Below are 23,305 nucleotides of genomic sequence, written 5' to 3'. Positions count from 1 at the left end.
GCCCATGCGCTTCGAAATCATGCGACTCGACGACATCGACGGGACACCCGTGGACACCACCGTCGTGGACGCCGCCTCCGTCAACCGCATCGTTCAGCAGGCCGCCGCCATCGGACAGCGCCTGTGGATCCGCCCGGCCGGCACCCCGGCCTCATAACCCTCATCACGCCCACACGCTCATGACGCGGGACGACGGCCACACGGGCCGGGTCCCGGACCGTACACCTCCGAGCCCCCGTGCCGTCCTCGGCACGGGGGCTCGGCGCGTTGCCGCGGCGGTGATACGGGGGGTCAGCCGCCCCGGATCACCTGGGTGACGCCGTTGATGATCTGCTGCACGGCGATCGCGGAGAGCATCATGCCCGCCAGGCGGGTCACCAGGACCACGCCGCCGTCCTTGATGACCCGAATGATCAGCAGTGAGTACCGCAGCGCCAGCCACAGCACGACATGGATGGCGAAGATGGCCGCCCACACCGAGACCTGCCCGGTGACTCCGTCGGCCTTCTGCACGGCGAGAATGACCGACACGATCGCACCGGGCCCGGCCAGCAGCGGCATCCCCAGCGGGACCAGCGCGACGTTGACGTCCTTGGTCTGCTTGGGCTCGTCGGTCTTGCCGGTGAGCAGATCGAGCGCGATCAGCAGGAGCAGCAGCCCGCCCGCGATCATCAGCGCGGGCACCGACACATGCAGGTAGTCGAGGATCCGGTGGCCGAGCAGCCCGAACACGACGATCACACCACCGGCCACACAGACGGCCTGGAAGGCCATCCGCTTCTGCGCCTTGGCGGGCCGGCCCGCGGTCAGGGCGAGGAAGATCGGGGTGACCCCAGGGGGATCCATGATGACAAAAAGGGTCAGGAAGAGAGAGCCGAAGACGGCGACGTCGAGCATGACTGCCTTGCTGAAGAACGAGGAGAGGGACGGAGGAGGCACAACGCCAGCGCACGCCGGGGCGCACCGGTGAAGGGCGAGGAACGCACGAGGGAGGTACGAGGGGCGTACCGGGACGGACGAAGGACGGGCGGGAGGAGGCGGTCTCAGACTCCGCCGGTCCCCGGCACCGGGAACGCCCCGGTCGCGCGCCGCGTGATCTCGCCGTAGACCTCGGGGTCCGTCATGAACTCGCCGAGCACACAGGTCTTCCGGCTGCCGTGGTAGTCGCTCGACCCGGTCACCAGGAGACCCAGCTCCTTCGCGAGGCCCCGCAGCCGCGCCCGCGTCTCGGGGTCGTGGTCCATGTGGTCGACCTCGATGCCGTCGAGACCCGCCTCGGCCAGCTCGGCGATCGCGGACTCCGGCACGGTCCGGCCCCGCTTGCTCGCGGCGGGGTGCGCGAAGACGGCGACCCCGCCCGCGTTCTTGATCAACCGCAGGGTTTCGTAGGGGTCGGTCTCGTGCTTCTCCATGTACGCCCGGCCACCGTCGGCCAGCCACTCCTGGGTGAAGGCGTCACTCACGGTGGGCACGACGCCCAGTTCGACGAGCGCGGTGGCCACGTGCGGGCGCCCCACCGAACCGTCGCCGGCGATCCGCGCCACCTGCTCCCAGGTGACCGGCACGCCCAGCGCGTTCAGCTTGGCGATCATGCCCTGGGCCCGCGGCACCCGGTCGTCGCGGACCAGTTCACGCTCGGCGAGCAGCGCGGGTTCCTCCGGGTCGAAGAGGTAGGCCAGCATGTGCATGCTGATGCCGTCGAGCCGGCAGGAGAGTTCGGCGCCGGTGACCAGGGTGAGTCCCGCCGGCAGCACGGCGAGCGCCTCGGCGTGACCACGGGTGGTGTCGTGGTCGGTCAGCGCGATGACGTCGAGACCTGAGGCGGCGGCCTTGCGGACCAGTTCGGCCGGCGTGTCCGTACCGTCGGACGCGGTGGAGTGGGTGTGCAGATCGATGCGCACGACGCGGTACTCCAAGCGGGTGACGGGCGGAGGGGACGCTTCAGGATAACCGGATTTTCGAAGGCCCCTTGTCACACCCGAACCGGCCGCGCGCCCCCTACCGATCCCCCTGGAGACCCCCATGCGACGCCCCAAGCGACGTCGCGGTGGGGCGTCGCGGTGGGGCGTCGCGGTGGAGCGTCGATGTGACGCCGATGCGGCGTATGCGCCGGGTGCGCCGGGTGCGCCTAAGCCTCCAGCAGGCGCGGTGACAGCGCCCCGCAGGGCACCAGTTCCACCTCCGCCCCGGCGTCCCGCAGGTCGGTGAGCACCAGCTCGTCGTACATCAGCAGCCCGGACTGCTCCGGCCACACCACCGCCCACAGCCACATCCCGAGCGCCTCACCCGCGAACACGGCGCGGTCGTCCGGCGCCTTGGCGACATGCCAGAGCGGCGTCGGGCGGCCGGCGGCCAGCACCTTGGCCTGGGCCGGTTTCTCCACGTTCATGTACGGCCCCGGGTCCGGGCCGTCGATACCCGCGTACCGCGCGCCGAGACCGACGCCGAGCTCCTCGGCGACCAGGATCAGCTCACCCATTCCGCCCAGCGGACCGGGCCCGGTGCACGCGACGGCGGTCGCCCGGCCCCCGCTGCGGTCGTCGCCCGCACTGGCCACGCCCGTGAACAGCCAGCCGACCGGTAGCGGCCACGGCATCCACACCGGCACCTTCGTGCGGTGCACGACGACTTCGAGAGCCTCGACACTCGGCGGTATCACGGGCTGGACCGGGTGCACGGTGCCGTGCACATCACACTGCCACGCATCCGAGAAGAGGCCGGGAGCCCTGACCCGGCCACCACACTTCGGGCAACTGGGTTCGCCCCTCATAGAGCCCCACGGTCCTACCCTCACCGCGCCACGTCAAGGACGATCACCCGTCCGGGCGGAACCGGTCACGAGGAAACTAGATGTAACTTGCATTAATTAGCATGGCTAATCTAATGTGTGCACACACCATCTACCTTTCCATGCAGTCACGCCCGGGATTGGAGCACCCATGGACCCCTTCGACACGGGATCGGGCGGCATACTCAGGCAGCCGAAGTCCGTGTGGGCGACGGCCGGAGCGTCCGTCGTCGCCTTCATGGGGATCGGCCTCGTCGATCCGATCCTGCCCTCCATCGCCCAAGGCCTGGACGCCACCGCCGGACAGGTCTCCCTGCTCTTCACCTCGTACTTCCTCATCACCGCGCTCGCGATGCTGGTGACCGGATTCGTCTCCAGCCGCATCGGCGGCCGGAAGACCCTGCTGCTCGGCCTCGCGCTCGTCGTGGTCTTCGCCGCGCTCTCCGGCACCTCGGGATCGGTCGGCGAGCTGGCCGGCTTCCGGGCGGGCTGGGGTCTGGGCAACGCGCTGTTCGTCTCCACGGCCCTCGCGGTCATCGTCGGCGCGGCGGCCGGGGGCAGCGCGGCGGCCATCCTGCTGTACGAGTCCGCCCTCGGACTCGGCATGGCCTGCGGGCCCCTGCTGGGCGCGCTGCTCGGCGACGCGAGCTGGCGCTACCCGTTCTTCGGCACGGCCTTCCTGATGGCGGTCGGCTTCCTGTGCATCTCGGTGTTCCTGAAGGAGCAGCCCAAGCCGGCCCGGAAGACATCGCCGCTCGACCCGCTCAGGGCGCTCGGCCATGGCGGACTGGCCTCGGCGGCGGTCTCGGCGTTCTTCTACAACTACACGTTCTTCACCGTGCTGGCCTTCACGCCGTTCGTGCTGGACATGTCCCCGTACCGGTCGGGTGCGGTGTTCTTCGCCTGGGGCGTGCTGCTCGCCGTCTTCTCGGTGATCGTGGCGCCGCGCCTGCAGAAGCGGTTCGGCTCACTGCGGGTGCTGGGCGGGTCGCTGGTGCTGCTCGCGGCGGACGTGCTCGTCCTCGGCTACGGCGACCACACCACTGCCGTCGTCTGCACCGTCGCCTCCGGTGCCTTCATCGGCGTGAACAACACGGTGTACACCGAACTGGCCCTCGGGGTGTCGGACGCGCCGCGGCCGGTGGCGAGCGCGGGGTACAACTTCGTGCGCTGGTTCGCGGCAGCCGCCGCGCCCTACTTCGCGCCGAAGATCGAGGAGTGGACCGATGTCCACGTCCCGTTCGTGGTCGCCGCGGTCACGGCCGTCCTGGGCGCGCTCGTGGTCGTCGTGCGGCGCAGGGCCCTCGCACTCCCCCAGGCTCCCGACTCCGCTCGACCAGGAGGGACCCTCATGGCCGAGGAGCTCCGGCCGCACCACGCCGCCGAGGACGGGGACACCGTCTTCGCCAACTGACCGGAAACTGTTCGGTGTTGGTGAGCTTGCTCACTGAGGGCTCGCTCGCGGCCGGCTCCACCGCTCACTCCAGCGGCACGGACTTCCGGGACGGATCCCTGAGGTCCGTGCCCTGGGTCAGCCAGCGCTCCTGAAGGGCCTGTGCGCCGTGCACCCGCTTCCAGGCGGCCTCGTTCGGGGTCATCGGCAGCAGCGGCAGGAACCGGACGGGATCCAGGGGCGCGTCGAGCTCCAGGTCCTCCACCAGGCCGCCCGGCTCGGCGACCAGCACCGAGGTGAACGGGGCGCCGGGCCACAGCGGCTCGCCGACGTCCAGCGAGGCGCCGGGGGCCACGACGACACCCTCGACCTGCGGCGACGCGGCCAGTACGGCGAGCGGGCGGAGCACCTTGTCGGTGTCGGCGAGGCCGTCCCTCACGGACAGCACCAGCTCGACACGCGGACCCTTGACCGGGTCGGCGACCACCGCGGTGGGGTCGGTCATGGGCTGGGCCGCCATGCCGAGAGTCGCGTAGCGCACGATGTCGCCCTCGTGGAAGCGCAGCACCTCGATGCGGTCCGTGCCCAGGAAGGTGACCGCCGCGCGCGCGTCCGGTTCGCCCAGTGCCGTACGCAGCCGGGCCTCGACCAGAGGAAGAACATCAGCCATGCGGCGAGCATAGAACTCGTCAGTACCGGGCAAAGCAGAGCCTTGACATGTCAGTCGGCTGATACGCTTGGACGGCGGTTCGGGACAGCACGCAGAAGCGTCCGTTCGAGTCCCGGACGCCGATGTGACACTCCCCGCTCAAGGGGGATCCCCCACGGGGATCGTGGATCGTCCCTCACGAGGGACCGGCCGGAGGAGGTGGGGCTGGCATGGACCGAAGTCGACCGTGCAGTACCACCCGCTCTTCCGCCCGTTGATGTAGCCGCTTCCTTTCCTGGCTGCCGCCTCTCGCCTTCGCGTCTTCATCGGAAGAGCACTTCGTTTCGTTCTGCCTGATCTGCCCCCGTAGCTGTATCAGCGACGAAGCTCGCCACCGCGACGGTGCGGTGCTCCCCGCTTTGTGGACGTGCCAAACATCCGCAGTTGAGGACGTCCCCATTCCGGGTTGCTCCACCCGTCGTTCCGGCGCCTTTCGTTGCCCGTCTGCGAAGGAGCCCGCCATGTCGATGATCCGCGACCTGCGCGCCGCAGTCCGTCCCGCCTCCCGCGTCTCCCTGCGCAAGGAGAGCGGCCCGTACGACACCACCCGCGACCCGTCGACGACCACGGCCGTCGTCGACTGCGCCGTCTACCGGGACGGCCGGCGCCTGGTGACCGAGGCCCCGCTCGGCCCCCAGGAGGCGATGCGCCTCGTGCGCCGTGACGGCGGCTTCGTGTGGATCGGCCTGCACGAGCCGAACGAGGCCGAATTCGCCGGGATCGCCGCGGAGTTCGGGCTGCACCCGCTGGCCGTGGAGGACGCCGTCCAGGCGCATCAGCGGCCCAAGCTGGAGCGCTACGACGACTCGCTGTTCACGGTCTTCAAGACCGTCCACTACCTCGACCACGACCGGCTCAGCTCCACCAGCGAGGTCGTCGAGACCGGCGAGGTGATGTGCTTCACCGGCCGGGACTTCTTCATCACCGTCCGGCACGGCGGGCAGGGTTCCCTGCGCGCCCTCCGGCACCGCCTCCAGGACGACCCCGAACTGCTCGCCAAGGGGCCCTCGGCCGTGCTGCACGCCATCGCCGACCATGTGGTGGACGGCTACATCGCGGTCGCCGACGCGGTGCAGGACGACATCGACGAGGTCGAGACGGAGGTGTTCTCGCCGGGCCGCAAGGGCACCCCGCGCGGCACCGACGCCGGGCGGATCTACCAACTCAAGCGCGAGGTGCTGGAGTTCAAGCGGGCCGTGTCGCCGCTGCTGCGGCCGATGCAGCTGCTGAGCGAGCGGCCGATGCGGCTGGTCGACCCGGACATCCAGAAGTACTTCCGGGACGTGGCCGACCACCTGGCCCGGGTGCAGGAGCAGGTCATCGGCTTCGACGAACTGCTGAACTCCATCCTCCAGGCCAACCTCGCGCAGGCGTCCGTGGCACAGAACGAGGACATGCGGAAGATCACCTCGTGGGCCGCGATCATCGCCGTGCCGACGATGGTGTGCGGGGTGTACGGGATGAACTTCGACCACATGCCGGAGCTGCGGTGGAAGTACGGCTATCCGCTGGTCCTGGGAGTCACGGTGGCCCTCTGTCTGGGCATCCACCGCACGCTGAAGCGCAACGGCTGGCTCTGAACGGCCGTGAAGCATCCGGAGCCCGGCGGCACTCGGAGCCGAGCCCGGGAGCACTCCGTGCCCGGGGAGCCCGGCCGGTACCCGGGGACGTCGTTGAGCCCGTGAAGCCCTGGACAGTCCTTGGAGCCCTCAGCGCCCTTGGAGCCCCTGGATAGGCTGGTCGCATGACAAGCGAGCTGCTCGACAGGGCCCTCATCGAGGAGGCCACGAAGAAGTCCGGCCTCATCTGGGTCAAGGGACCCGGTGTCCCGGCCCGTGCGCTGTGGCATGTGTGGCACGAGGGTGCCGCGTGCGTGATCGGCGACGGACCCGGGGAGCAGCCGCTGCCGGGGCTCGCGGACGGCGGGCCGGCCGAGGTGACGGTCCGCAGCAAGGACAAGGGCGGCCGGCTCGTCTCCTGGACCGCGACGGTCGTGGAGCTGCCACCGGACTCCGAGGAGTGGACGACGGCGGTCGCGGAGCTCAAGGGCAAGCGGCTCAACGCGCCCGACGGCGAGGCGATGACCGGGCGCTGGGCCCGCGAGTGCCGGGTGCTGCGGCTGGAGCCGACGGGGGCGACCGCACCGCTGCCCGACGGCTCGCTGGCCGCGGCCCCCCTGCCGACACCGGTGACCACCCGGCAGCCGGCCCCCGCGGGACTGCCCCGGCTGCTGCTGAAGCGGAAGCGCCGGCGCGGCTGACCGGACCCTACGAGGACGGGAGCTGCTGGCCGTAGTCCAGCGTCTCGTCCTGGGCCGGCTTCTCCAGGGGGAAGTCGGTGCCCCAGGCCGAGAACGTGAGGGTGCCCGCTTCGCCGGCCCGCACCAGGCGCACCGGGTACGGCGTGCCCTCGAGCGAGACGTCCAGGGTGCCGCCGGAGCCCTTGTCGCCGGTGACGCGGATGGTGCGCACGCCCGCCTGCTGGTGATGGCCGTCCGTGGCCAGCTTGCCGTGCAGGGTCAGCAGACCGCCGAGGAGGACGTTCTTGTCCGTGAAGCCGATGAACTTCTTGTACGACGGATCGCCCTGCGGCACCTTCACATACTTCTCGGCGAGCTTGCCGGCCGCCGCCGCGTCCGCACCGCCGCCGCCCTCACCACCGTTCTCCCCGCCGTCCTCGCCGCCTGCCTGCCCCCAGAACTCGGCACCGGCCTTCAGATAGAGCTCGTCGTCGATCCTCAGGAGGCGGAACGTCTCCCCCTTGGTGGTGACCGAGCCGATGCCGCCCTTCTCCTTCAGCCGCATGTCCAGCGTGTACGTGCGTCCGCTGGTGACCACGGTTCCGTGCAGCCGTACCGTGCCGACCGACTCGGCGGCCTTCTGTGCTCTGCCCCGGATCTGGTCGGCGGGCAGTCTGCCGACCCCGTTCGTTCCCTCGTTCGGATCCTCGGAGCATCCCGTGAGCGCCGTCCCGGTCACGAGCAGCGCGCACACGGCGCCGGCCAGCGTGGCCCTGCGGGAACGGCCCTGGGAGATCGGAATCACAGGTGGGCTGCCTCTCTGACGGGGGACCTGAACGGCGTACCGCAGGGTACCGGGGTCGGGTACGCCGGGCGGAGCCAGTCCGTCCGGACGGGCCGCGAGCGCACGGCCGAACGGGACGGGCTAGCCTGAAGCCCATCCGAGCGGGCAATCCGGAATACAGACGCAGCAGGCAGTACACGGCAACGAAACCTCCCGCACGCAAAGGAGCCGCCGCCATGGCAGCGGGCGCCCCCCGGTTCTTCGTCTCGCACGTCTCCGGTGTCGCGGTCTTCGACCCGGCCGGCGACCAGGTGGGGCGCGTGCGTGATCTGGTCGTCGTCCTGCGGGTCGGCAGGCGTCCGCCCAGACTGCTCGGACTGGTCGTGGAACTCTCCACCCGCCGCCGTATCTTCCTGCCCATGAACCGGGTGACCGCCGTGCAGTCCGGCCAGGTCATCACGACCGGAGTGCTCAACGTCCGGCGCTTCGAGCAGCGGCCCACCGAGCGGCTCGTCTTCGGCGAGCTCCTGGACCGGCGGGTGACGCTCGTGGAGAGCCGCGAGGAGGTCACCGTCCTCGACCTGTCGGTGCATCAGCTGCCGGCCCGCCGCGAGTGGGAGATCGACCGCGTCTTCGTGCGCAAGGGGAAGAAGGGCGGCGCGTTCCGGCGCAGCAAGGGCGAGACGCTGACCGTCGAGTGGTCCGCCGTCACCGGCTTCTCCCTGGAGGAGCACGGGCAGGGCGCCGAGAACCTGCTCGCCACCTTCGAGCAGCTGCGCCCCGCCGACCTCGCCAACGTCCTGCACCATCTCTCCCCCAAGCGGCGCGCGGAGGTGGCGGCGGCCCTCGACGACGACCGGCTCGCCGACGTGCTCGAGGAGCTGCCCGAGGACGACCAGATCGAGATCCTCGGCAAGCTGAAGGAGGAGCGTGCCGCCGACGTCCTGGAGGCCATGGACCCCGACGACGCGGCGGACCTGCTCGGTGAGCTGCCCGAGGCCGACAAGGAGCGGCTGCTGAGCCTGATGCAGCCCGGCGACGCGGCCGACATGCGGCGCCTGATGTCGTACGAGGAGCACACGGCGGGCGGTCTGATGACGACCGAGCCGATCGTGCTGCGGCCCGACGCGACCGTCGCGGACGCCCTCGCCCGCATCCGTGAGCCCGACCTGTCCCCGGCGCACGCCGCGCAGATCTACGTCTGCCGCCCGCCCGAGGAGACCCCCACCGGCAAGTATCTGGGCACGGTCCACTTCCAGCGCCTGCTGCGCGATCCCCCGTACACCCTGGTCGGCTCGATCCTGGACGCCGATCTGCAGCCCCTGGAGCCGGACGCGGCACTGCCCGTGGTCGCCGGGTTCTTCGCCGCGTACGACATGGTGGCGGCGCCCGTGGTCGACGAGGCGGGCTCGCTGCTGGGCGCGGTGACGGTGGACGACGTGCTGGACCACATGCTTCCCGAGGACTGGCGGGAGACCGAGTTCCACCTCGACGAGGGGGTGGTGACCGATGGCTCCTGAGCGCGAAGGGGTGCGCGAGCGCCTGCCCGCCGGCGCCACGGCGTCCGGACGGCCGCGGGCGCCCCGTCTGGACCAGCCGCGGCCTCCCCGGCGGCGGATCCTGCCCGAGTGGGACCCGGAGGCGTTCGGGCGGCTGTCGGAGCGCATCGCGCGTTTCCTGGGCACCGGGCGGTTCATCGTCTGGATGACGGTCGCCATCATCGTGTGGGTGCTGTGGAACGTGTCCGCGCCACGCGAGCTGCGCTTCGACGAGTACCCGTTCATCTTCCTGACCCTGATGCTCTCCCTCCAGGCCTCCTACGCGGCCCCGCTGATCCTGCTCGCGCAGAACAGGCAGGACGACCGCGACCGGGTCAATCTGGAGCAGGACCGCAAGCAGAACGAGCGGTCGATCGCGGACACCGAGTATCTGACCCGGGAGATCGCCGCCCTGCGCATCGGGCTCGGGGAGGTCGCGACGCGGGACTGGATCCGCTCGGAGCTCCAGGACATGATCAAGGAGCTGGAGGGGCGGCAGAACGGCCACAGAGATCATCACGGCCCATTCCCGGCGATGCGGGCGGATCGGCCGCCGGGACGTGACGCAGAAGACCACTGACGGACTTACCGGCGGGTGCGTCCGGCGCCGTACCATCGTCCCTATGGCTACGGAAGACGCGGTGCGCGAGGCACTGGCGACGGTGAACGACCCCGAGATCAACCGGCCCATCACCGAGCTCGGCATGGTCAAATCGGTGGAGATCGGCGCGGACGGGGCGGTCGCGGTCACCGTGTACCTGACGGTCTCCGGCTGCCCCATGCGGGACACCATCACGCAGCGCGTGACGGACGCGGTCTCCCGCATCGAGGGCGTCACCCGTGTCGACGTCACGCTGGACGTCATGAGCGACGAGCAGCGCAAGGAGCTGGCGAGCGCCCTGCGCGGCGGCCAGACCGAGCGCGAGGTGCCCTTCGCCAAGCCGGGCAGCCTGACCCGGGTGTACGCGGTCGCCTCCGGCAAGGGCGGCGTCGGCAAGTCCTCGGTGACGGTGAACCTGGCGGCGGCGATGGCGGCCGACGGTCTGAAGGTCGGTGTCGTGGACGCCGACATCTACGGCCACTCGGTGCCGCGCATGCTGGGCGCCGACGGTCGTCCGACCCAGGTCGAGAACATGATCATGCCGCCGTCGGCGAACGGCGTGAAGGTCATCTCCATCGGCATGTTCACCCCGGGCAACGCGCCGGTGGTGTGGCGCGGGCCGATGCTGCACCGCGCACTCCAGCAGTTCCTCGCGGACGTCTACTGGGGCGACCTCGACGTGCTGCTGCTGGACCTGCCGCCCGGCACCGGCGACATCGCGATCTCCGTGGCCCAGCTGGTCCCGAACGCCGAGATCCTGGTCGTCACCACGCCCCAGCAGGCGGCGGCCGAGGTGGCCGAGCGGGCGGGCTCCATCGCCGTGCAGACGCACCAGAAGATCGTCGGCGTGGTGGAGAACATGTCCGGGCTGCCCTGCCCGCACTGCGGCGAGATGGTCGACGTCTTCGGCACGGGCGGCGGCCAGAGGGTCGCCGACGGCCTGACCCGGACCACCGGGACGAACGTTCCGGTGCTCGGCTCCATCCCCATCGACGTCCGGCTCCGCGAGGGCGGCGACGAGGGCAAGCCCGTGGTCCTGACCGACCCGGACTCCCCGGCCGGCTCGGCGCTCCGCTCGATCGCCGGGAAACTGGGCGGCCGGCAGCGGGGCCTCGCGGGGCTGTCCCTGGGAATCACCCCGCGCAACAAGTTCTGAGGCACGTCATGCGGAAGGGCGCCGTCCCGGTGGACGGCGCCCTTCCGCGTACCGCGGCGTCCGTGCTCAGGACGTGTACGCGGCGATGTCCTCGACCACGGAGAAACCGAGGCCGTACGCGCTCATGCCCCTGCCGTACGCCCCCACGTGCACGCCCGTCGGCGTGGAGCCCGCGAGCACCCAGCCGAACTCGGACTCCCGGTAGTGGAACGGCGTCGGCACGCCGTCCACGGGCAGGGACAGCGTCGACCAGTCCGGCCCCTCCAGGTCGTCCGCGAGGACCCAGGCCGTCTCCGTCTGCTGCTCCAGCCAGTCGTCGCGCAGCGAGTGGTCCATCTGGCCCGGCCAGGTGAAGGACAGCAGCCCCACACCGGCGAGCCAGGCGGCGGAGGAGACCGAGGTGGCCTCCAGCAGACCGGTGCCGTCCGCGCTGCGGCGCACCGGGTTGGCGGCCACGGTCACCACGACCGCGAACTTCTCCTTGGCGTCCTGGCCGGCCCCGGCCGCGTACTCGCTGCGCACCGAGGGCTCGTCGCCGTGCCCGACCGATCCGTGCTCGACGGCTCCGTCGGCCGCCAGTCCGACCTGCATCAGCCAGCGCGGTCCCGTGAAGGCCTCGTCGAGGCCGTACCACGGGAAGGGCGCACGCAGGTAGCCGTCGACCGCACGCCGGGCGGAGGGGACGTGTTGTCCGTCCTCCGCGGCCGGCGCCTGCGCGACTGCCCGACTCGTCGTCTCCATGTGCCCGGACGCCTCCTCGCTCTCGTCGGACCGGGCGGCCCGCCCCCCTTCGGGCGTACTCGTCCGTTCCGCACAACAACTGGGCAGCATAGCCACCCTGCGGCCACAGGCTGGGAAACCGCCCGGCGCATGGGCCGCTCGGAGGTCCGGATCAGGCCGTGCGCAGCTCGGGTGGAGTATGAAACGCGTCACGTCCACGGGGGCGTACGCCCCCGTGCGCCCGGCTCCAGGCGCCGTCCGCGCTCGGCTCAGGTGGCATCCGCGTCGAAGGGCGGACGGGTGTCGGCCGCCGGGCTCTCGGGCTTCTTGATCATGTCCACCCGGCCACCGGAGGAGCCGGAGGAGGGCGACGGGGACGACGAGGAGTCGGTGTCGCGGCCGTGGACCGCGTCCGTGACCTCGGCCATCTCCTTCTTCAGGTCGAAGCCGTTACGGATCTCCTTGAGCCCCAGGTCGTCGTTGTCCATCTGCTTGCGGATGAACGTCTTGGGGTTGAGGTCCTCGAACTCGAAGTCCTTGAACTCCGGGCCGAGCTCCTGCCGGATGTCCTGCTTGGCGCTCTCCGAGAAGTCGCGGATCTTCCGGATCGTGCGGGTCACGTCCTGGATGACCTTGGGGAGCTTGTCCGGACCGAAGACGAGCACGGCGAGGATGATCAGCGTCACCAGCTCGAGCGGTCCTATGTCATTGAACACCTGAAGCTCCTCGCGATGCCTTCGGTCCTCGGCCCTCGGCGGCTGTGGTCTTCCGTGGTCCGGGCCGGGTCCACGGTACCCGGCCATCCCCTACGACCGGTACTGTCCCGAGGGCCACTGATGCGTCTACGTGTGCGGTTTTTTCGGAAGTTCGCCGTCCCGTGCCGTGCCGTACGCCTCACTCGCCGTCCTCAGCCGCGGTTTTCCGTCTCCGTCGTCAGTCGCCGTCCTTGAGCCGCCGTCCGTGAGCCGGAGCGGCGCCGTCCTTGAGCCCGCCGTACTCAGCCGCCGTCCGAGGAACCGAGCACCAGCGAAACCTCCCGCTCCTCCCCGTCCCGCTCCAGGGTGAGCTCCAGCCGGTCGCCGGGGCGGTGGGCGCGGGTCTTGACGATGAGTTCCTCGCCGGAGTGGACCCGCCGGCCGTCGACCTGCGTGATGACGTCGCCGGACCTGATCCCGGCCCTGGCTCCGGGCCCGCCGGTGCTGACCGCCGGGCCGCCGTCGCTGCCCTTGGCGGCGACGCGGGCGCCGTCGCCGCTGTAGTCCATGTCGAGGGTGACGCCGATCACCGGGTGGGTGGCCTTGCCGGTGTTGATCAGCTCCTCGGCGACGCGCTTGCCCTGGTTGATCGGGATGGCGAAGCCGAGTCCTATGGAGCCGGCCTGACCGCCGTCGAGGTCGGCGCCGCCGCCGGCGGAGCGAATGGCCGAATTGATGCCGATCACCCGGGCCTCGGCGTCGAGGAGCGGGCCACCGGAGTTGCCGGGGTTGATCGGCGCGTCGGTCTGCAGCGCGTCGACGTACGACACGTCACTGCCGTCGCCCTTCTCACCGCCGGCGGTGATGGGCCGCTCCCTGGCGCTGATGATGCCGGAGGTGACGGTGCCGGCCAGGTCGAAGGGGGCACCGATGGCGACGACGGGGTCGCCGACCCGCACGTTGTCGGAGTTGCCGAGGGGCAGGGGGGTGAGCCCCTGGACGCCCTTCACCTTCACGACGGCGAGGTCGTAGCCGCTGTCCCGGCCGACGACGGTGGCGTCGGCGGTGGCGCCGCTGTTGAAGGTGACGGTGATCTCGCCGTCGTCCCCGGCGGGTTCCACGACGTGGTTGTTGGTGAGGATGTGGCCGCGCTCGTCGAGCACGAAGCCGGTACCGGTACCGGTGCCGGCCGCGCCGGCGCCGCTGGCGTGCAGGGTGACGACGCTGGGCAGCGCCCGCGCGGCGATTCCGGCGACGCTGCCCGGGTCCCTCCCGGACGCCTCCTCGCCGGCCTGCGGCAGTTCGACGGAGCCGACGCCGCCGTTGCGCTCCAGATACGCGCCGACGATCCCGCCGATGCCTCCGGAGACGAGCGCGAGCAGCAACGCGGCACCGATGACCACACGCCTGGCCCGCCTGCGCCGCTGCTTCCCGTCGATCACGGTGGGCTCGGCCCGCTGCAACGGCGCGGCCGCGGCTGCCGCCCAGGGGTCGTAGCGGCCCCATGGGTCGGTGACCGGGGTGTCCGGGTGAACGGCGGGGACAGGCGCCGGGGCAGGGACAGGGACGGGCGGTCCTGCGGGAGCGCCGTGGGGCGCCGCCGTGTCCGAGGCCGCGGGAGGCGCCGCGGTGGCCCCACCGTGCGTCGGAGTGGCCGCCGCCGGGTGCTGCACGGGCGGCGCGGGCGCCCAGGGGCCCGGTTCGCCGTAGGGCGGGGTGCTGTAGGGGTCGGGGTCGTGCAACGGCTTCGGCTGCCCGGCCCCGACGGCAGGGGCGCCGCCCGGCGCCGGGGCGGCCGGGGCCCCGACGGACGTCGCGGAGGCGTCGGTCCCAACGGCGGGACCGGGGACCGTCGGCCTCGGCCCGGCGGAAGCGTCGGACACCGGCGCCCCGACGGCGGAGGTGCCGGGCACGGGGGCGGCCGGCGTGTCCGGTGCGCCGGCCTCGACGGCGAAGGCGCCCGGCACGGGAGCGGCAGGGCTGTGCGCCACGTCGGGGGCGGCACCGGTGACGTCGGCGGCCGGGGCGGCCGGAGACGTGGGCGGGACAGGTGTGGCGGGCGTGGCGGGGGGCTCGGGAGGTGCGGGGGCCTGAGGGGCCTTCGCGGCCCGCTCGGGCATCAGGGGGCGGTCCAGTTCGTAGTCGCCCTCGTGGTGGTCCACGGCCACGGCGGCCGACCGATCCGGACGCGCCAGTTCGAAGTCCCCGTCGGGCCCCTCCGGACGCGTGGTCGGTTCCTCCCCCGATGGGCCCGGCTTCCCCTCGTTCATGCTCTCCCCACAGCTGGACACGGCACGGATCGTCGGCTCCGTGGCTCCGTGGCTCCGTCCGCCGGTGCGTCGGAGCCTGGCTCGGCGCCCGGCGGTGTGGGCCTGGGCGCGCCACCTGGATTCAATCAGGTTCGCGCGCCCCTGCGCAGTGGACGGGTCAGCGGGCCGTGCTGGAGGTGGGAACCGGCGTCGCACCGGCGGTGACGAGGCCGGGTTCCTTCAGCCCGACGGACTCGGCCCACGAGGTCAGGGTGAGCGGCGGGGCTGAGGCGAGCGGACGTATCAGCGGAGACACCGCCGTCGCTCCCCCCGTCACCGGCGTGCCCGGTGTGGGGTGACGCACCGTGGGTGGCGGCACCCCGGGCAGCAGCGGCGCGGACACCGCGGTCGGGGCGGCCGGGGTGTTCCCCAGCGCGCTCTGGCCCTCCAGCTGACCGAGCAGCGGTCCGACGCCACGTCGCCGCTGGGACTCGGGCGTCGCCGCCAGGCCGGCCCCCTGGGTGCGCATCGGTGTCGCGTTGCTGCCCTTGCCCGAGCCACGCGCCTCCGTGTCGGTGGGCGTGCTCGCGGTGACCCCGCCGAGCGCGATCGCGGCCAGGGAGACCGCCCCGGCGGCGACGAACGCGAACCGCAGTCCGCGCGAGGCCGGCCGGTCGGTCTCGTGGCGGCTGACGTCATGGACGCCGAAGCCGCGGCCGCCCGCCGTGGACGCCGGAAGCGCCGGCTCATGACGGCGGATGGGCGCGTACGCGAACTCGAAGCGCTCGCTCCGCCTGGCCCCGAAGACCCCGGAGCCCGCGCCGAACCGCCCGGACATGCCGCCCGGCAGCCCTCCGCCGCCCAGCGGTGAACCGCCGTCGCCGAGGTCGCCCCCGGCCGGCAGGCCCTGGAGGCGGGCCAGGAAACTCTCGGAGGGCGGCGGCGGGGCCGCCGCCGCGAAAACGTTCTTCAGGCGGCGCTGCGCGTCCACCTCCGCCTTGCACTTGGCGCAGGTGGCGACGTGCGCCAGTACGCGCTCACGCGCGTCATGACCGAGCTCTCCGTCCACCAGGGCGGAGAGTCGGTCTCCCAGGTGCTGCTCTGCGAGGTGCCCCTCGGAAGACTTCGGCAGTGAACCGTTCACGCGCTCGCGCCCCCTCCTCCCAGTGCGGGAACACGCGGCACGAAGGAGCGGCGCTCCGCGCGCGCCTGCGGCGAGCGGTGCGCGAGGGCCTTGCGCAGCTGGGAACGGCCGCGGTGGATGCGGGACCGGACGGTGCCGAGCTTGACGCCCAGGGTGGCCGCGATCTCCTCGTAGGACAGACCTTCGATGTCGCACAGGACGACGGCTGCACGGAACTCGGGGGCGAGGGTGTCGAGGGCCTGCTGGACGTCCGCGTCGAAGTGGGCGTCGTTGAAGACCTGCTGCGGGCTGGGTTCCTTGCTGGCCAGCCGCTCGGCCGCGTCCTCGCCGAGCGCGTCGAAACGGATGCGCTGCTTGCGGCGGACCATGTCCAGGAACAGGTTGGTGGTGATGCGGTGCAGCCAGCCCTCGAAGGTGCCCGGCGTGTAGGTCGACAGGGAGCGGAAGACGCGGACGAAGACCTCCTGGGTGAGGTCCTCGGCGTCGTGCTGGTTGCCGGTGAGACGGTAGGCGAGCCGGTAGACCCGGCCGCTGTGCATGCTGACGATCTCCTCCCACGTGGGCGGAGTCCACGCCTGCCCGTCCGCGTCGGTGGAGAAGGTCGCGGTCTGGGCCGGGTCTCCGGCGCGGTCGTGGTCAGCAGCGGTGTTGTTCACGGATTTCGGCCTGCCCGCCGATCCGAGGAGGCGCCGCAGCGCTCCTGCGCGATCCACAGGCGCAGCCGCACCTCCCCTATCGGCTCTGGTGGTGTCCAGCGGAGCCCCTACCATAGCCACCTCGCCCGTTAGCTCCGGATAAGCGGTTTTACGAGAATTTGATCTGCGCTGCCACGGCTCGTACGCCCGCGTCAGCACCTGCCCGGCGCCCTCGTCCACTCCCCGCCCCCCGTCACGGCACGCGCCATTTGCTCATCCCTTTCAACGACCGGTCCCATCTGCGGGTTCCCGACGCCAACGGATACAGTCACGCCCAGGCCACCACGGGGACAGGAGAGGGTCATTACCGCCAACCGGCAGACGAGCTGGGCCTTCGCCGACGCCTATGTCGCCGAGGACGAAGCGCTGCACTGGGCCCGTGACCGGGCTCGCGACGCAGGGCTGCGCTCGGTGGCGCCCGGCACGGGCGCGGCCCTGCGCTTGCTCGCCGCCAGCGTGGATGCCAAGGCGGTCGCGGAGATCGGCACCGGCTGCGGGGTCTCCGGGATCCATCTGCTGCACGGGATGCGGCCGGACGGGGTGCTGACGACGGTCGATCAGGAGCCGGAGCACCAGCAGTCCGCCCGCCAGGCCTTCCGTGACGCCGGCTTCGCCGGCAATCGGGCCCGGTTCATCCCGGGCCGCGCACTGGACGTGCTGCCCCGCCTCGCGGACGCCGGATACGACCTGGTCTTCTGCGACGGCGACCGGCAGGAGTACCAGGACTACCTCGCGGAATCGTTGCGTCTGCTGCGTCCGGGAGGCCTGGTGGCTTTCGAGGGCGTCTTCGCCAACGGGCGCACGGTGGACTCCGGACCGCAGCCCACGGAGGTGCTGCGGCTGCGGGAGCTGGTGCGGACGGTACGGGAGAGCACGGACCTGGTGTCCTCGCTGCTGCCGGTGGGTGACGGGCTCCTCTGCGTCGTGAAGCGGTGAGCTGGGGGTGGGCGGGGCAGGAGGCCAAACAGTCGCCCCGGCACCGCGTGCGGTGCCGGGGCGACTGAAAGGGTATGGTCGCGTGCGCGCGTCAGCCGACGACCTTCTTGAGGGCGTCGCCGAGTGCGTCGGCCTCGTCCGGGGTCAGCTCGACGACGAGCCGACCGCCGCCTTCGAGCGGAACGCGCATGACGATGCCCCGCCCCTCCTTGGTCACCTCGAGCGGGCCATCACCCGTCCGCGGCTTCATGGCCGCCATGCTCGTTCCCCTTCCTGAAACCCAGCTAAACCGTCTAGCCGACGGCCCACTGAAGGGCACCTGCGGTCCTCGAAGCAGGACACACGCCACCGGCATCGAACACATTGCTTCCAGGCCATTATCCCGCATCGCAGGACCCGATGACCAACATCAGGCGGCATCGCTTGGGCAACGCACGCGACCAAAACCACTCAATTCGGCGGTGTGGCTGCGATACTGCGCCGCCGCACACAGGTCCGCCGATCGGAAACGCACCGGAATCGTTTGACGCAGGTCACACGCCGACCGCGGTCCGTAGCGGGTGGACTCCGTCATGCTGTCCTGCAGACGGGGACGTACCCGCCGGTACGTCCCGAGCCACCACACGGAGGGATACGCCATGGCCGACACCGTGCTCTACGAGGTGAGCGACGGACTCGCGACGATCACGCTGAACCGCCCCGAGGCGATGAACGCGCTGAACGTCGCGGCGAAGGTCGCCCTCCGGGACGCGGTCCGGTCCGCCGCGGACGACGACGCCGTACGGGCCGTGCTGCTGACGGCGGCCGGGGACAGGGCGTTCTGCGTCGGGCAGGACCTCAAGGAACACATCGGGTTGCTGGCCGCCGACCGGGCGAGCGGTTCGGGGCAGACCATGAGCACGGTGCGCGAGCACTACAACCCGATCGTGAAGGCCCTGGCCGGGGCCCCGAAGCCGGTGGTCGCGGCGGTGAACGGGGTCGCGGCGGGCGCCGGATTCGGCTTCGCGCTGGCCGCGGACTACCGGATCGTCGCGGACACGGCGGCCTTCAACACGTCGTTCGCCGGCGTCGCGCTGACCGCGGACTCCGGGATCTCCTGGACGCTGCCGCGCGTGATCGGCCCCGGGCGCGCCACCGACCTGCTGCTCTTCCCGCGCAACATCCCGGCGCAGGAGGCGTACGAGCTGGGCATCGCGAACCGGCTGGTCCCGGCGGCGGAGCTGCGCGCGGAGGCGGAGAAGGTGGCCCGCGCCCTGGCCGGGGGGCCGACGGTGGCGTACGCGGCGCTGAAGGAGTCCGTGGCGTACGGGCTGAGCCACTCGCTGGAGGAGGCCCTGGAGAAGGAGGACGAGCTCCAGACCCGGGCGGGCTCCTCCGAGGACCACGCGATCGCGGTGCAGGCGTTCGTGAACAAGGAGAAGCCGAGGTATCTGGGCCGCTGAGCGGCGGTCCCCGCATCCGTACCCGGTGGCCCGTGCCCGGCCCTCAGCCGCCGGACGGGCCACTCGGGCCGTCCGGGCTGTCCGGGCCGCTCGGGCTGTTGCGTGCCACGCACGTTTCCAGGTGGTCGTTCACCAGCCCGCAGGCCTGCATCAAGGCGTAGGCCGTGGTCGGGCCGACGAAGCGCAGGCCCCGCTTCTTCAGGGCCTTGGACAGGGCCGTCGACTCCGGGGTGACCGCGGGGACGTCGGTGAGGGCCTGGGGCGCCGGGCGGCGGGCCGGGTCGGGGGCGTGGGACCAGATGAGGGCGTCCAGGTCGCCGGGCGCCCACCCGGCCAGCACGCGCGCGTTGGCGAGGGTCGCGTCGATCTTGGCGCGATTGCGGATGATGCCGGCATCGGCCAGCAGGCGCTCGCGGTCGGTGTCGGTGAACTCCGCGACCGCGGCGATCTTGAACTCGGCGAAGGCGGCGCGGAAGCCGGGACGGCGGCGCAGGATGGTGATCCAGGACAGGCCGGACTGGAACGCCTCCAGGCTGAGCCGTTCGAAGAGGGCGTCGTCGCCGTGGACCGGGCGGCCCCACTCCTCGTCGTGGTACGCCACGTAGTCCGCGGTGGACAGGGCCCAGGGGCAGCGCGGGAGACCGTCCGGGCCGGTGAGGGCGGCTGCCGCTCCGTCGCTCACGGCTGCTCCTCCTCGCGGCGCGGGGCGGGCTTGTCCATGGACAGGTGGGCCGCGGCGGCACGGGCGCCCGCCAGCGCGGACTCCAGGTCGGCGATCCGGGCGTCGCGCTCGGCGAGCTCGGCGCCGAGGCGTCCGAGGGCGTCGTCCACGTCCGCCATGCGGTAGCCCCGGGCGGCGAGCGGGAAGCGCAGGCTGTCGACGTCCCCGCGGTTGACCGGGCGGTCCGGCGGCAGGGGGTCCCACAGACGCTCGGGGGCCGCGTCGGGCAGCGGGCCGTTGTCGCCACCGCCCACCACGAGGAGCGTCACCGCGGTGACCACGACGGCGAGCGCGACGACCAGGAACAAGAACATAACCATCGCCGGGGCCCCCACGGTCGGATGTGTCGGAGTGCGTCGGAAGTGAGTCGGAGTCGGATGTGTGGCTCCGATCGTGCCATGCGAGTCTGACAGTCGGAGCCGCCGGGCGGTCGCGGGCGGCCGAGTCGCACGTACGAGGAGAGGTCGCAGGAGATGCTCAGGCTGGGCAGGCGGGATTTCGCACCGCACGAGCGGGTGATCATGGCGATCGTGAACCGGACCCCGGACTCCTTCTACGACCGGGGCGCCACCTTCCACGACGAGCCGGCGCTCGCCCGCGTGGAGCAGGCGGTGGCGGAGGGCGCCGCGATCATCGACATCGGCGGAGTGAAGGCCGGTCCGGGCGAGGAGGTCACGGCCGAGGAGGAGGCGCGGCGGACGGTCGGTTTCGTCGCCGAGGTGCGGCGGCGCTTCCCTGACGTCGTGATCAGCGTGGACACCTGGCGGCACGAGGTCGGCGAGGCGGTGTGCGAGGCGGGGGCGGACCTGCTGAACGACGCGTGGGGCGGGGTCGATCCACGGCTCGCGGAGGTCGCCGCCCGGTACGGCGTCGGGCTGGTGTGCACCCACGCGGGCGGCGCCGAGCCGCGGACCCGGCCGCACCGGGTGACGTACGACGACGTCATGGCGGACATCCTCGGCGTGACCGTGGGACTGGCGGAGCGGGCGGTGGCCCTGGGGGTGCCGAGGGAGTCGGTGCTGATCGATCCCGGGCACGACTTCGGGAAGAACACGCGGCACAGCCTGGAGGCGACGCGGCGGCTGGACGAGATGGTCGCCACGGGGTGGCCGGTGCTGGTGTCGCTGTCCAACAAGGACTTCGTCGGGGAGACGCTGGACCGGCCGGTGAAGGAGCGGGTGCTGGGGACGCTGGCGACGACCGCGGTGTCGGCGTGGCTGGGGGCGCGGGTGTACCGGGTGCACGAGGTGGCGGAGACACGGCAGGTCCTGGACATGGTCTCGTCCATCGCGGGGGATCGGGCACCGGCGGTCGCGCGGAGAGGGCTGGCCTGATGCGGAGAGGGCTGGCCTGATACCGGGTTCCGCCGCCCCTGACCGTCCCCTTCCCGGGGGCTCCGCCCCCGGGCTCCCGGCCGTTGTCACCCACCACCCGACCCGGTGGGGGGAGGTCCCGTCAGCGGCCCGCCTCCTTGGAGACCAGGGCCACCGCCTCCTCCACGTCGTCGGTGACGTGGAACAGCAGCAGGTCCTTCTCCGACGCCTTGCCCTGCGCGATGACCGTGCGGCGGAGCCAGTCGACCAGGCCGCCCCAGTAGTCCGTGCCGAACAGGACGATGGGGAAGCGGGTGACCTTCTGGGTCTGGACGAGGGTGAGGGCCTCGAAGAGTTCGTCGAGGGTGCCGAGGCCGCCGGGCAGCACCACGAAGCCCTGGGCGTACTTGACGAACATCATCTTGCGGACGAAGAAGTAACGGAAGTTCAGCCCGATGTCGACATAGGGGTTCAGCCCCTGCTCGAAGGGCAGCTCGATGCCCAGGCCGACCGAGATGCCGTCGGCCTCGCAGGCGCCCTTGTTGGCCGCCTCCATGGCCCCGGGACCACCGCCGGTGATCACCGCGAAGCCCGCCTCGACCAGGCCGCGGCCCAGGCGGACACCGGCCTCGTATTCCGTGGAGTCCACCGGGGTGCGCGCCGAACCGAACACGCTGATGGCGGGCGGGAGTTCGGCCAGCGTGCCGAAGCCCTCGATGAACTCCGACTGGATGCGCAGCACCCGCCAGGGATCGGTGTGGACCCAGTCCGTGGGGGCGCGCTCGTCCAGCAGCCGCTGGTCCGTGGTGCTCGCCTGCACCTGGCCCCGCCTGCGGAGAACCGGCCCCAGGCGCTTCTCCTCCGGCGGCTGCTGCTTCCCCTCGGGGTTGCCGGTAGCCATGTGCGCTCCCTCCGTTTTGCTGGTGGTTCCACCTCAGCGTAGATCGACGCGGGTTACGTCCGGGGGACGTCAGCATGTCCGCGGGACAGCGTCCCAAACGCCCCGGCGCGAGCCGCCGGTCTCACGCCGTCAGCCAGGACCGCAGGCGCTCCTCCCCCGCGAGGATCTTCGCGGTGTCCACGCGCTCGTCCCGCTTGTGCGCCAGGTGGGGGTTGCCGGGACCGTAATTGACCGCCGGGACGCCCAGGGACGAGAAGCGGGAGACGTCCGTCCAGCCGTACTTGGGCTGCGGTGTGCCGCCCACCGCCTTGATGAAGGCCGCGGCGGCCGGGTGGGACAGGCCGGGCAGCGCCGCGCCGCTGTGGTCGTCGACGACGAACTCCGCCACCCCGCAGTCCGCGAAGACCTCGCGGACATGGGCCAGCGCCTCCTCCTCGGTGCGGTCCGGGGCGTAGCGGAAGTTCACGGTGACGACGCACTCGTCGGGGATGACGTTGCCGGCCACTCCCCCCCGGATGCCGACCGCGTTCATGCCCTCCCGGTACTCCAGGCCGTCGATCACCGGGTAGCGCGGTTCGTAGGCGGCCAGACGGGCGAGGATCGGGGCGGCGGCGTGGATCGCGTTGGAGCCCATCCAGCCGCGCGCCGAGTGCGCGCGCTCGCCGGTGGTCTTCAGCAGGACCCGCAGCGTCCCCTGGCAGCCGCCCTCCACCTGGCCGTCGGAGGGCTCGAGCAGCACCGCGAAGTCGCCCTCGAGCCACTCGGGGTGCGCCTCGGCCAGGTGCTTCAGGCCGTTGAGGTCGGCGGCGACCTCTTCGTTGTCGTAGAAGACGAAGGTCAGATCGCGGTTGGGGGCGGGGACCGTGGCGGCGATGCGCAGCTGGACGGCCACGCCCGCCTTCATGTCGCAGGTGCCGCAGCCCCACAGCGTGCCGTCGTCGTCGAGCCGGGAGGGGACGTTGTCCGCGATCGGGACCGTGTCGATGTGGCCGGCCAGGATCACGCGCTCCGCCCGCCCCAGCCGCGTACGGGCGACGACGTTGTTGCCGAACCGGTCGACCACGAGGTGCGGAAGCGCGCGCAGCGCGGTCTCGATCGCGTCCGCGAGCGGCTTCTCGCTGCCGCTGACGGACGGGAAGTCGACGAGCCGCGCGGTCAGGCGCGCGGCGTCCAGCGTGAGGTCAAGCGGGGTGTCGGCCATGCCGTCGACCCTAACGCGCCGGGCCGGGACCCACGGTCCACACCCGGCTCACGCGCCTGTGTACTCTCCAGTACCTTGTA

Annotated in this window: 25 protein-coding genes; 10 read left to right on the top strand and 15 right to left on the bottom strand. The window is 71.8% G+C overall.

Features of this window, described 5'->3' with window-relative positions:
• Positions 1–4: 4 nt before the first annotated feature.
• On the top strand, positions 5–157 hold the full coding sequence (locus tag IE178_RS09885) for a DUF8834 family protein (protein ID WP_184764710.1): 153 nt from the start codon (positions 5–7) through the stop codon (positions 155–157).
• A 134-nt stretch (positions 158–291) separates the two neighbouring features.
• Here IE178_RS09885 and IE178_RS09880 read toward each other — a convergent pair whose 3' ends face one another.
• The 3 genes from IE178_RS09880 to IE178_RS09870 all read right to left on the bottom strand — a co-directional run bounded on the left by IE178_RS09880 (position 292) and on the right by IE178_RS09870 (position 2,770).
• Complete coding sequence (locus IE178_RS09880; protein ID WP_184764711.1) at positions 292–897, bottom strand: MarC family protein; 606 nt, start codon at positions 895–897, stop codon at positions 292–294.
• Between the two features lie 146 nt (positions 898–1,043).
• Positions 1,044–1,901, bottom strand: coding sequence for a PHP domain-containing protein (locus tag IE178_RS09875; protein WP_184764712.1), 858 nt, complete (start codon positions 1,899–1,901; stop codon positions 1,044–1,046).
• A 227-nt stretch (positions 1,902–2,128) separates the two neighbouring features.
• Positions 2,129–2,770, bottom strand: coding sequence for a DUF6758 family protein (locus IE178_RS09870; RefSeq protein ID WP_184764713.1), 642 nt, complete (start codon positions 2,768–2,770; stop codon positions 2,129–2,131).
• Positions 2,771–2,939: 169 nt separating this feature from the next.
• On the opposite strand from IE178_RS09870, the gene IE178_RS09865 reads away from it, so the two are divergent.
• The gene (locus tag IE178_RS09865) at positions 2,940–4,202 is read left to right on the top strand and encodes an MFS transporter (RefSeq protein WP_193511981.1); all 1,263 of its coding nucleotides are present in this window, start codon (positions 2,940–2,942) and stop codon (positions 4,200–4,202) included.
• Between the two features lie 64 nt (positions 4,203–4,266).
• Here the strand turns inward: IE178_RS09865 and IE178_RS09860 are convergent, their stop codons facing one another.
• Positions 4,267–4,851, bottom strand: a complete 585-nt coding sequence (locus IE178_RS09860) for a suppressor of fused domain protein (protein WP_193511980.1) — start codon at positions 4,849–4,851, stop codon at positions 4,267–4,269.
• Between the two features lie 500 nt (positions 4,852–5,351).
• Here IE178_RS09860 and IE178_RS09855 point away from each other — a divergent pair, with 500 nt between their 5' ends.
• Both IE178_RS09855 and IE178_RS09850 read left to right on the top strand, forming a co-directional pair.
• The gene (locus IE178_RS09855) at positions 5,352–6,470 is read left to right on the top strand and encodes a magnesium and cobalt transport protein CorA (protein WP_193511979.1); all 1,119 of its coding nucleotides are present in this window, start codon (positions 5,352–5,354) and stop codon (positions 6,468–6,470) included.
• Between the two features lie 164 nt (positions 6,471–6,634).
• Positions 6,635–7,150, top strand: a complete 516-nt coding sequence (locus tag IE178_RS09850; RefSeq protein WP_193511978.1) for a hypothetical protein — start codon at positions 6,635–6,637, stop codon at positions 7,148–7,150.
• Positions 7,151–7,157: 7 nt separating this feature from the next.
• Here the strand turns inward: IE178_RS09850 and IE178_RS09845 are convergent, their stop codons facing one another.
• A complete protein-coding gene (locus IE178_RS09845; protein WP_184764718.1) occupies positions 7,158–7,934 on the bottom strand; it encodes a hypothetical protein in 777 nt (258 codons plus the stop codon).
• Between the two features lie 215 nt (positions 7,935–8,149).
• On the opposite strand from IE178_RS09845, the gene IE178_RS09840 reads away from it, so the two are divergent.
• From IE178_RS09840 to IE178_RS09830, 3 genes are read left to right on the top strand one after another with little or no spacing between them, the layout of a single operon-like run.
• The gene (locus IE178_RS09840) at positions 8,150–9,433 is read left to right on the top strand and encodes a magnesium transporter MgtE N-terminal domain-containing protein (protein ID WP_184764719.1); all 1,284 of its coding nucleotides are present in this window, start codon (positions 8,150–8,152) and stop codon (positions 9,431–9,433) included.
• On the top strand, positions 9,423–10,031 hold the full coding sequence (locus tag IE178_RS09835; RefSeq protein WP_193511977.1) for a DUF1003 domain-containing protein: 609 nt from the start codon (positions 9,423–9,425) through the stop codon (positions 10,029–10,031). Before IE178_RS09840 ends, IE178_RS09835 begins: the two co-directional genes overlap by 11 nt.
• 43 nt (positions 10,032–10,074) lie before the next feature.
• Positions 10,075–11,208, top strand: a complete 1,134-nt coding sequence (locus IE178_RS09830) for an Mrp/NBP35 family ATP-binding protein (protein ID WP_184764721.1) — start codon at positions 10,075–10,077, stop codon at positions 11,206–11,208.
• Positions 11,209–11,274: 66 nt separating this feature from the next.
• On the opposite strand, the gene IE178_RS09825 is transcribed toward IE178_RS09830, so the two are convergent.
• From IE178_RS09825 to sigE, 5 genes are all read right to left on the bottom strand, one after another.
• Positions 11,275–11,949, bottom strand: a complete 675-nt coding sequence (locus IE178_RS09825; protein WP_184766495.1) for a hypothetical protein — start codon at positions 11,947–11,949, stop codon at positions 11,275–11,277.
• A gap of 248 nt (positions 11,950–12,197) precedes the next feature.
• A complete protein-coding gene (locus IE178_RS09820; RefSeq protein WP_193511976.1) occupies positions 12,198–12,644 on the bottom strand; it encodes a sec-independent translocase in 447 nt (148 codons plus the stop codon).
• Between the two features lie 281 nt (positions 12,645–12,925).
• Positions 12,926–14,893 (bottom strand): trypsin-like peptidase domain-containing protein, encoded by a 1,968-nt coding sequence (locus IE178_RS09815; RefSeq protein ID WP_193511975.1) that lies wholly within the window; start codon positions 14,891–14,893, stop codon positions 12,926–12,928.
• Positions 14,894–15,050: 157 nt separating this feature from the next.
• Positions 15,051–16,016, bottom strand: coding sequence for an anti-sigma factor family protein (locus IE178_RS09810; protein ID WP_193511974.1), 966 nt, complete (start codon positions 16,014–16,016; stop codon positions 15,051–15,053).
• Positions 16,013–16,672, bottom strand: a complete 660-nt coding sequence (sigE, locus tag IE178_RS09805; protein ID WP_193511973.1) for an RNA polymerase sigma factor SigE — start codon at positions 16,670–16,672, stop codon at positions 16,013–16,015. Before sigE ends, IE178_RS09810 begins: the two co-directional genes overlap by 4 nt.
• Positions 16,673–16,948: 276 nt before the next feature.
• Between sigE and IE178_RS09800 the strand changes: the two genes are divergently transcribed.
• A complete protein-coding gene (locus tag IE178_RS09800; RefSeq protein WP_184766498.1) occupies positions 16,949–17,647 on the top strand; it encodes an O-methyltransferase in 699 nt (232 codons plus the stop codon).
• Between the two features lie 91 nt (positions 17,648–17,738).
• On the opposite strand, the gene IE178_RS09795 is transcribed toward IE178_RS09800, so the two are convergent.
• Positions 17,739–17,906, bottom strand: a complete 168-nt coding sequence (locus IE178_RS09795) for a DUF3117 domain-containing protein (RefSeq protein WP_003966491.1) — start codon at positions 17,904–17,906, stop codon at positions 17,739–17,741.
• A gap of 379 nt (positions 17,907–18,285) precedes the next feature.
• Here IE178_RS09795 and chcB point away from each other — a divergent pair, with 379 nt between their 5' ends.
• Positions 18,286–19,089, top strand: a complete 804-nt coding sequence (gene chcB / locus IE178_RS09790) for a 2-cyclohexenylcarbonyl CoA isomerase (protein ID WP_184766490.1) — start codon at positions 18,286–18,288, stop codon at positions 19,087–19,089.
• Between the two features lie 43 nt (positions 19,090–19,132).
• Here chcB and IE178_RS09785 read toward each other — a convergent pair whose 3' ends face one another.
• The gene (locus tag IE178_RS09785) at positions 19,133–19,771 is read right to left on the bottom strand and encodes a DNA-3-methyladenine glycosylase I (RefSeq protein WP_184766489.1); all 639 of its coding nucleotides are present in this window, start codon (positions 19,769–19,771) and stop codon (positions 19,133–19,135) included.
• A complete protein-coding gene (locus IE178_RS09780) occupies positions 19,768–20,130 on the bottom strand; it encodes a DivIVA domain-containing protein (protein ID WP_193511972.1) in 363 nt (120 codons plus the stop codon). The genes IE178_RS09785 and IE178_RS09780 overlap by 4 nt, the downstream gene beginning before the upstream one ends.
• A gap of 153 nt (positions 20,131–20,283) precedes the next feature.
• Here IE178_RS09780 and folP point away from each other — a divergent pair, with 153 nt between their 5' ends.
• Positions 20,284–21,144, top strand: coding sequence for a dihydropteroate synthase (gene folP, locus IE178_RS09775; protein WP_184766487.1), 861 nt, complete (start codon positions 20,284–20,286; stop codon positions 21,142–21,144).
• Between the two features lie 121 nt (positions 21,145–21,265).
• Here the strand turns inward: folP and IE178_RS09770 are convergent, their stop codons facing one another.
• Positions 21,266–22,024: an LOG family protein gene (locus tag IE178_RS09770; protein ID WP_184766486.1), complete on the bottom strand. Its 759-nt coding sequence runs from the start codon at positions 22,022–22,024 to the stop codon at positions 21,266–21,268.
• Between the two features lie 121 nt (positions 22,025–22,145).
• Complete coding sequence (dapE, locus tag IE178_RS09765) at positions 22,146–23,225, bottom strand: succinyl-diaminopimelate desuccinylase (RefSeq protein WP_193511971.1); 1,080 nt, start codon at positions 23,223–23,225, stop codon at positions 22,146–22,148.
• Positions 23,226–23,305: the final 80 nt, after the last annotated feature.

The sequence above is a fragment of the Streptomyces griseoloalbus genome, from assembly GCA_014650015.1.
Taxonomy (GTDB): domain Bacteria; phylum Actinomycetota; class Actinomycetes; order Streptomycetales; family Streptomycetaceae; genus Streptomyces; species Streptomyces griseoloalbus.
Note: the sequence above shows the minus strand (reverse complement) of the source record. Positions and strands in the feature narration are given on the sequence as shown.

What these genes read in the sequence shown, in the direction of transcription:
- IE178_RS09885 (WP_184764710.1), top strand. Translation starts at nt 5, where the DNA reads ATGCGCTTCGAAATCATGCGACTCGACGACATCGACGGGACACCCGTG.
- IE178_RS09880 (WP_184764711.1), bottom strand. Translation starts at nt 897, where the DNA reads ATGCTCGACGTCGCCGTCTTCGGCTCTCTCTTCCTGACCCTTTTTGTC.
- IE178_RS09870 (WP_184764713.1), bottom strand. Translation starts at nt 2,770, where the DNA reads ATGAGGGGCGAACCCAGTTGCCCGAAGTGTGGTGGCCGGGTCAGGGCT.
- IE178_RS09865 (WP_193511981.1), top strand. Translation starts at nt 2,940, where the DNA reads ATGGACCCCTTCGACACGGGATCGGGCGGCATACTCAGGCAGCCGAAG.
- IE178_RS09860 (WP_193511980.1), bottom strand. Translation starts at nt 4,851, where the DNA reads ATGGCTGATGTTCTTCCTCTGGTCGAGGCCCGGCTGCGTACGGCACTG.
- IE178_RS09855 (WP_193511979.1), top strand. Translation starts at nt 5,352, where the DNA reads ATGTCGATGATCCGCGACCTGCGCGCCGCAGTCCGTCCCGCCTCCCGC.
- IE178_RS09850 (WP_193511978.1), top strand. Translation starts at nt 6,635, where the DNA reads ATGACAAGCGAGCTGCTCGACAGGGCCCTCATCGAGGAGGCCACGAAG.
- IE178_RS09840 (WP_184764719.1), top strand. Translation starts at nt 8,150, where the DNA reads ATGGCAGCGGGCGCCCCCCGGTTCTTCGTCTCGCACGTCTCCGGTGTC.
- IE178_RS09835 (WP_193511977.1), top strand. Translation starts at nt 9,423, where the DNA reads ATGGCTCCTGAGCGCGAAGGGGTGCGCGAGCGCCTGCCCGCCGGCGCC.
- IE178_RS09830 (WP_184764721.1), top strand. Translation starts at nt 10,075, where the DNA reads ATGGCTACGGAAGACGCGGTGCGCGAGGCACTGGCGACGGTGAACGAC.
- IE178_RS09825 (WP_184766495.1), bottom strand. Translation starts at nt 11,949, where the DNA reads ATGGAGACGACGAGTCGGGCAGTCGCGCAGGCGCCGGCCGCGGAGGAC.
- IE178_RS09815 (WP_193511975.1), bottom strand. Translation starts at nt 14,893, where the DNA reads ATGAACGAGGGGAAGCCGGGCCCATCGGGGGAGGAACCGACCACGCGT.
- IE178_RS09795 (WP_003966491.1), bottom strand. Translation starts at nt 17,906, where the DNA reads ATGGCGGCCATGAAGCCGCGGACGGGTGATGGCCCGCTCGAGGTGACC.
- chcB (WP_184766490.1), top strand. Translation starts at nt 18,286, where the DNA reads ATGGCCGACACCGTGCTCTACGAGGTGAGCGACGGACTCGCGACGATC.
- IE178_RS09780 (WP_193511972.1), bottom strand. Translation starts at nt 20,130, where the DNA reads ATGGTTATGTTCTTGTTCCTGGTCGTCGCGCTCGCCGTCGTGGTCACC.
- folP (WP_184766487.1), top strand. Translation starts at nt 20,284, where the DNA reads ATGCTCAGGCTGGGCAGGCGGGATTTCGCACCGCACGAGCGGGTGATC.
- IE178_RS09770 (WP_184766486.1), bottom strand. Translation starts at nt 22,024, where the DNA reads ATGGCTACCGGCAACCCCGAGGGGAAGCAGCAGCCGCCGGAGGAGAAG.
- dapE (WP_193511971.1), bottom strand. Translation starts at nt 23,225, where the DNA reads ATGGCCGACACCCCGCTTGACCTCACGCTGGACGCCGCGCGCCTGACC.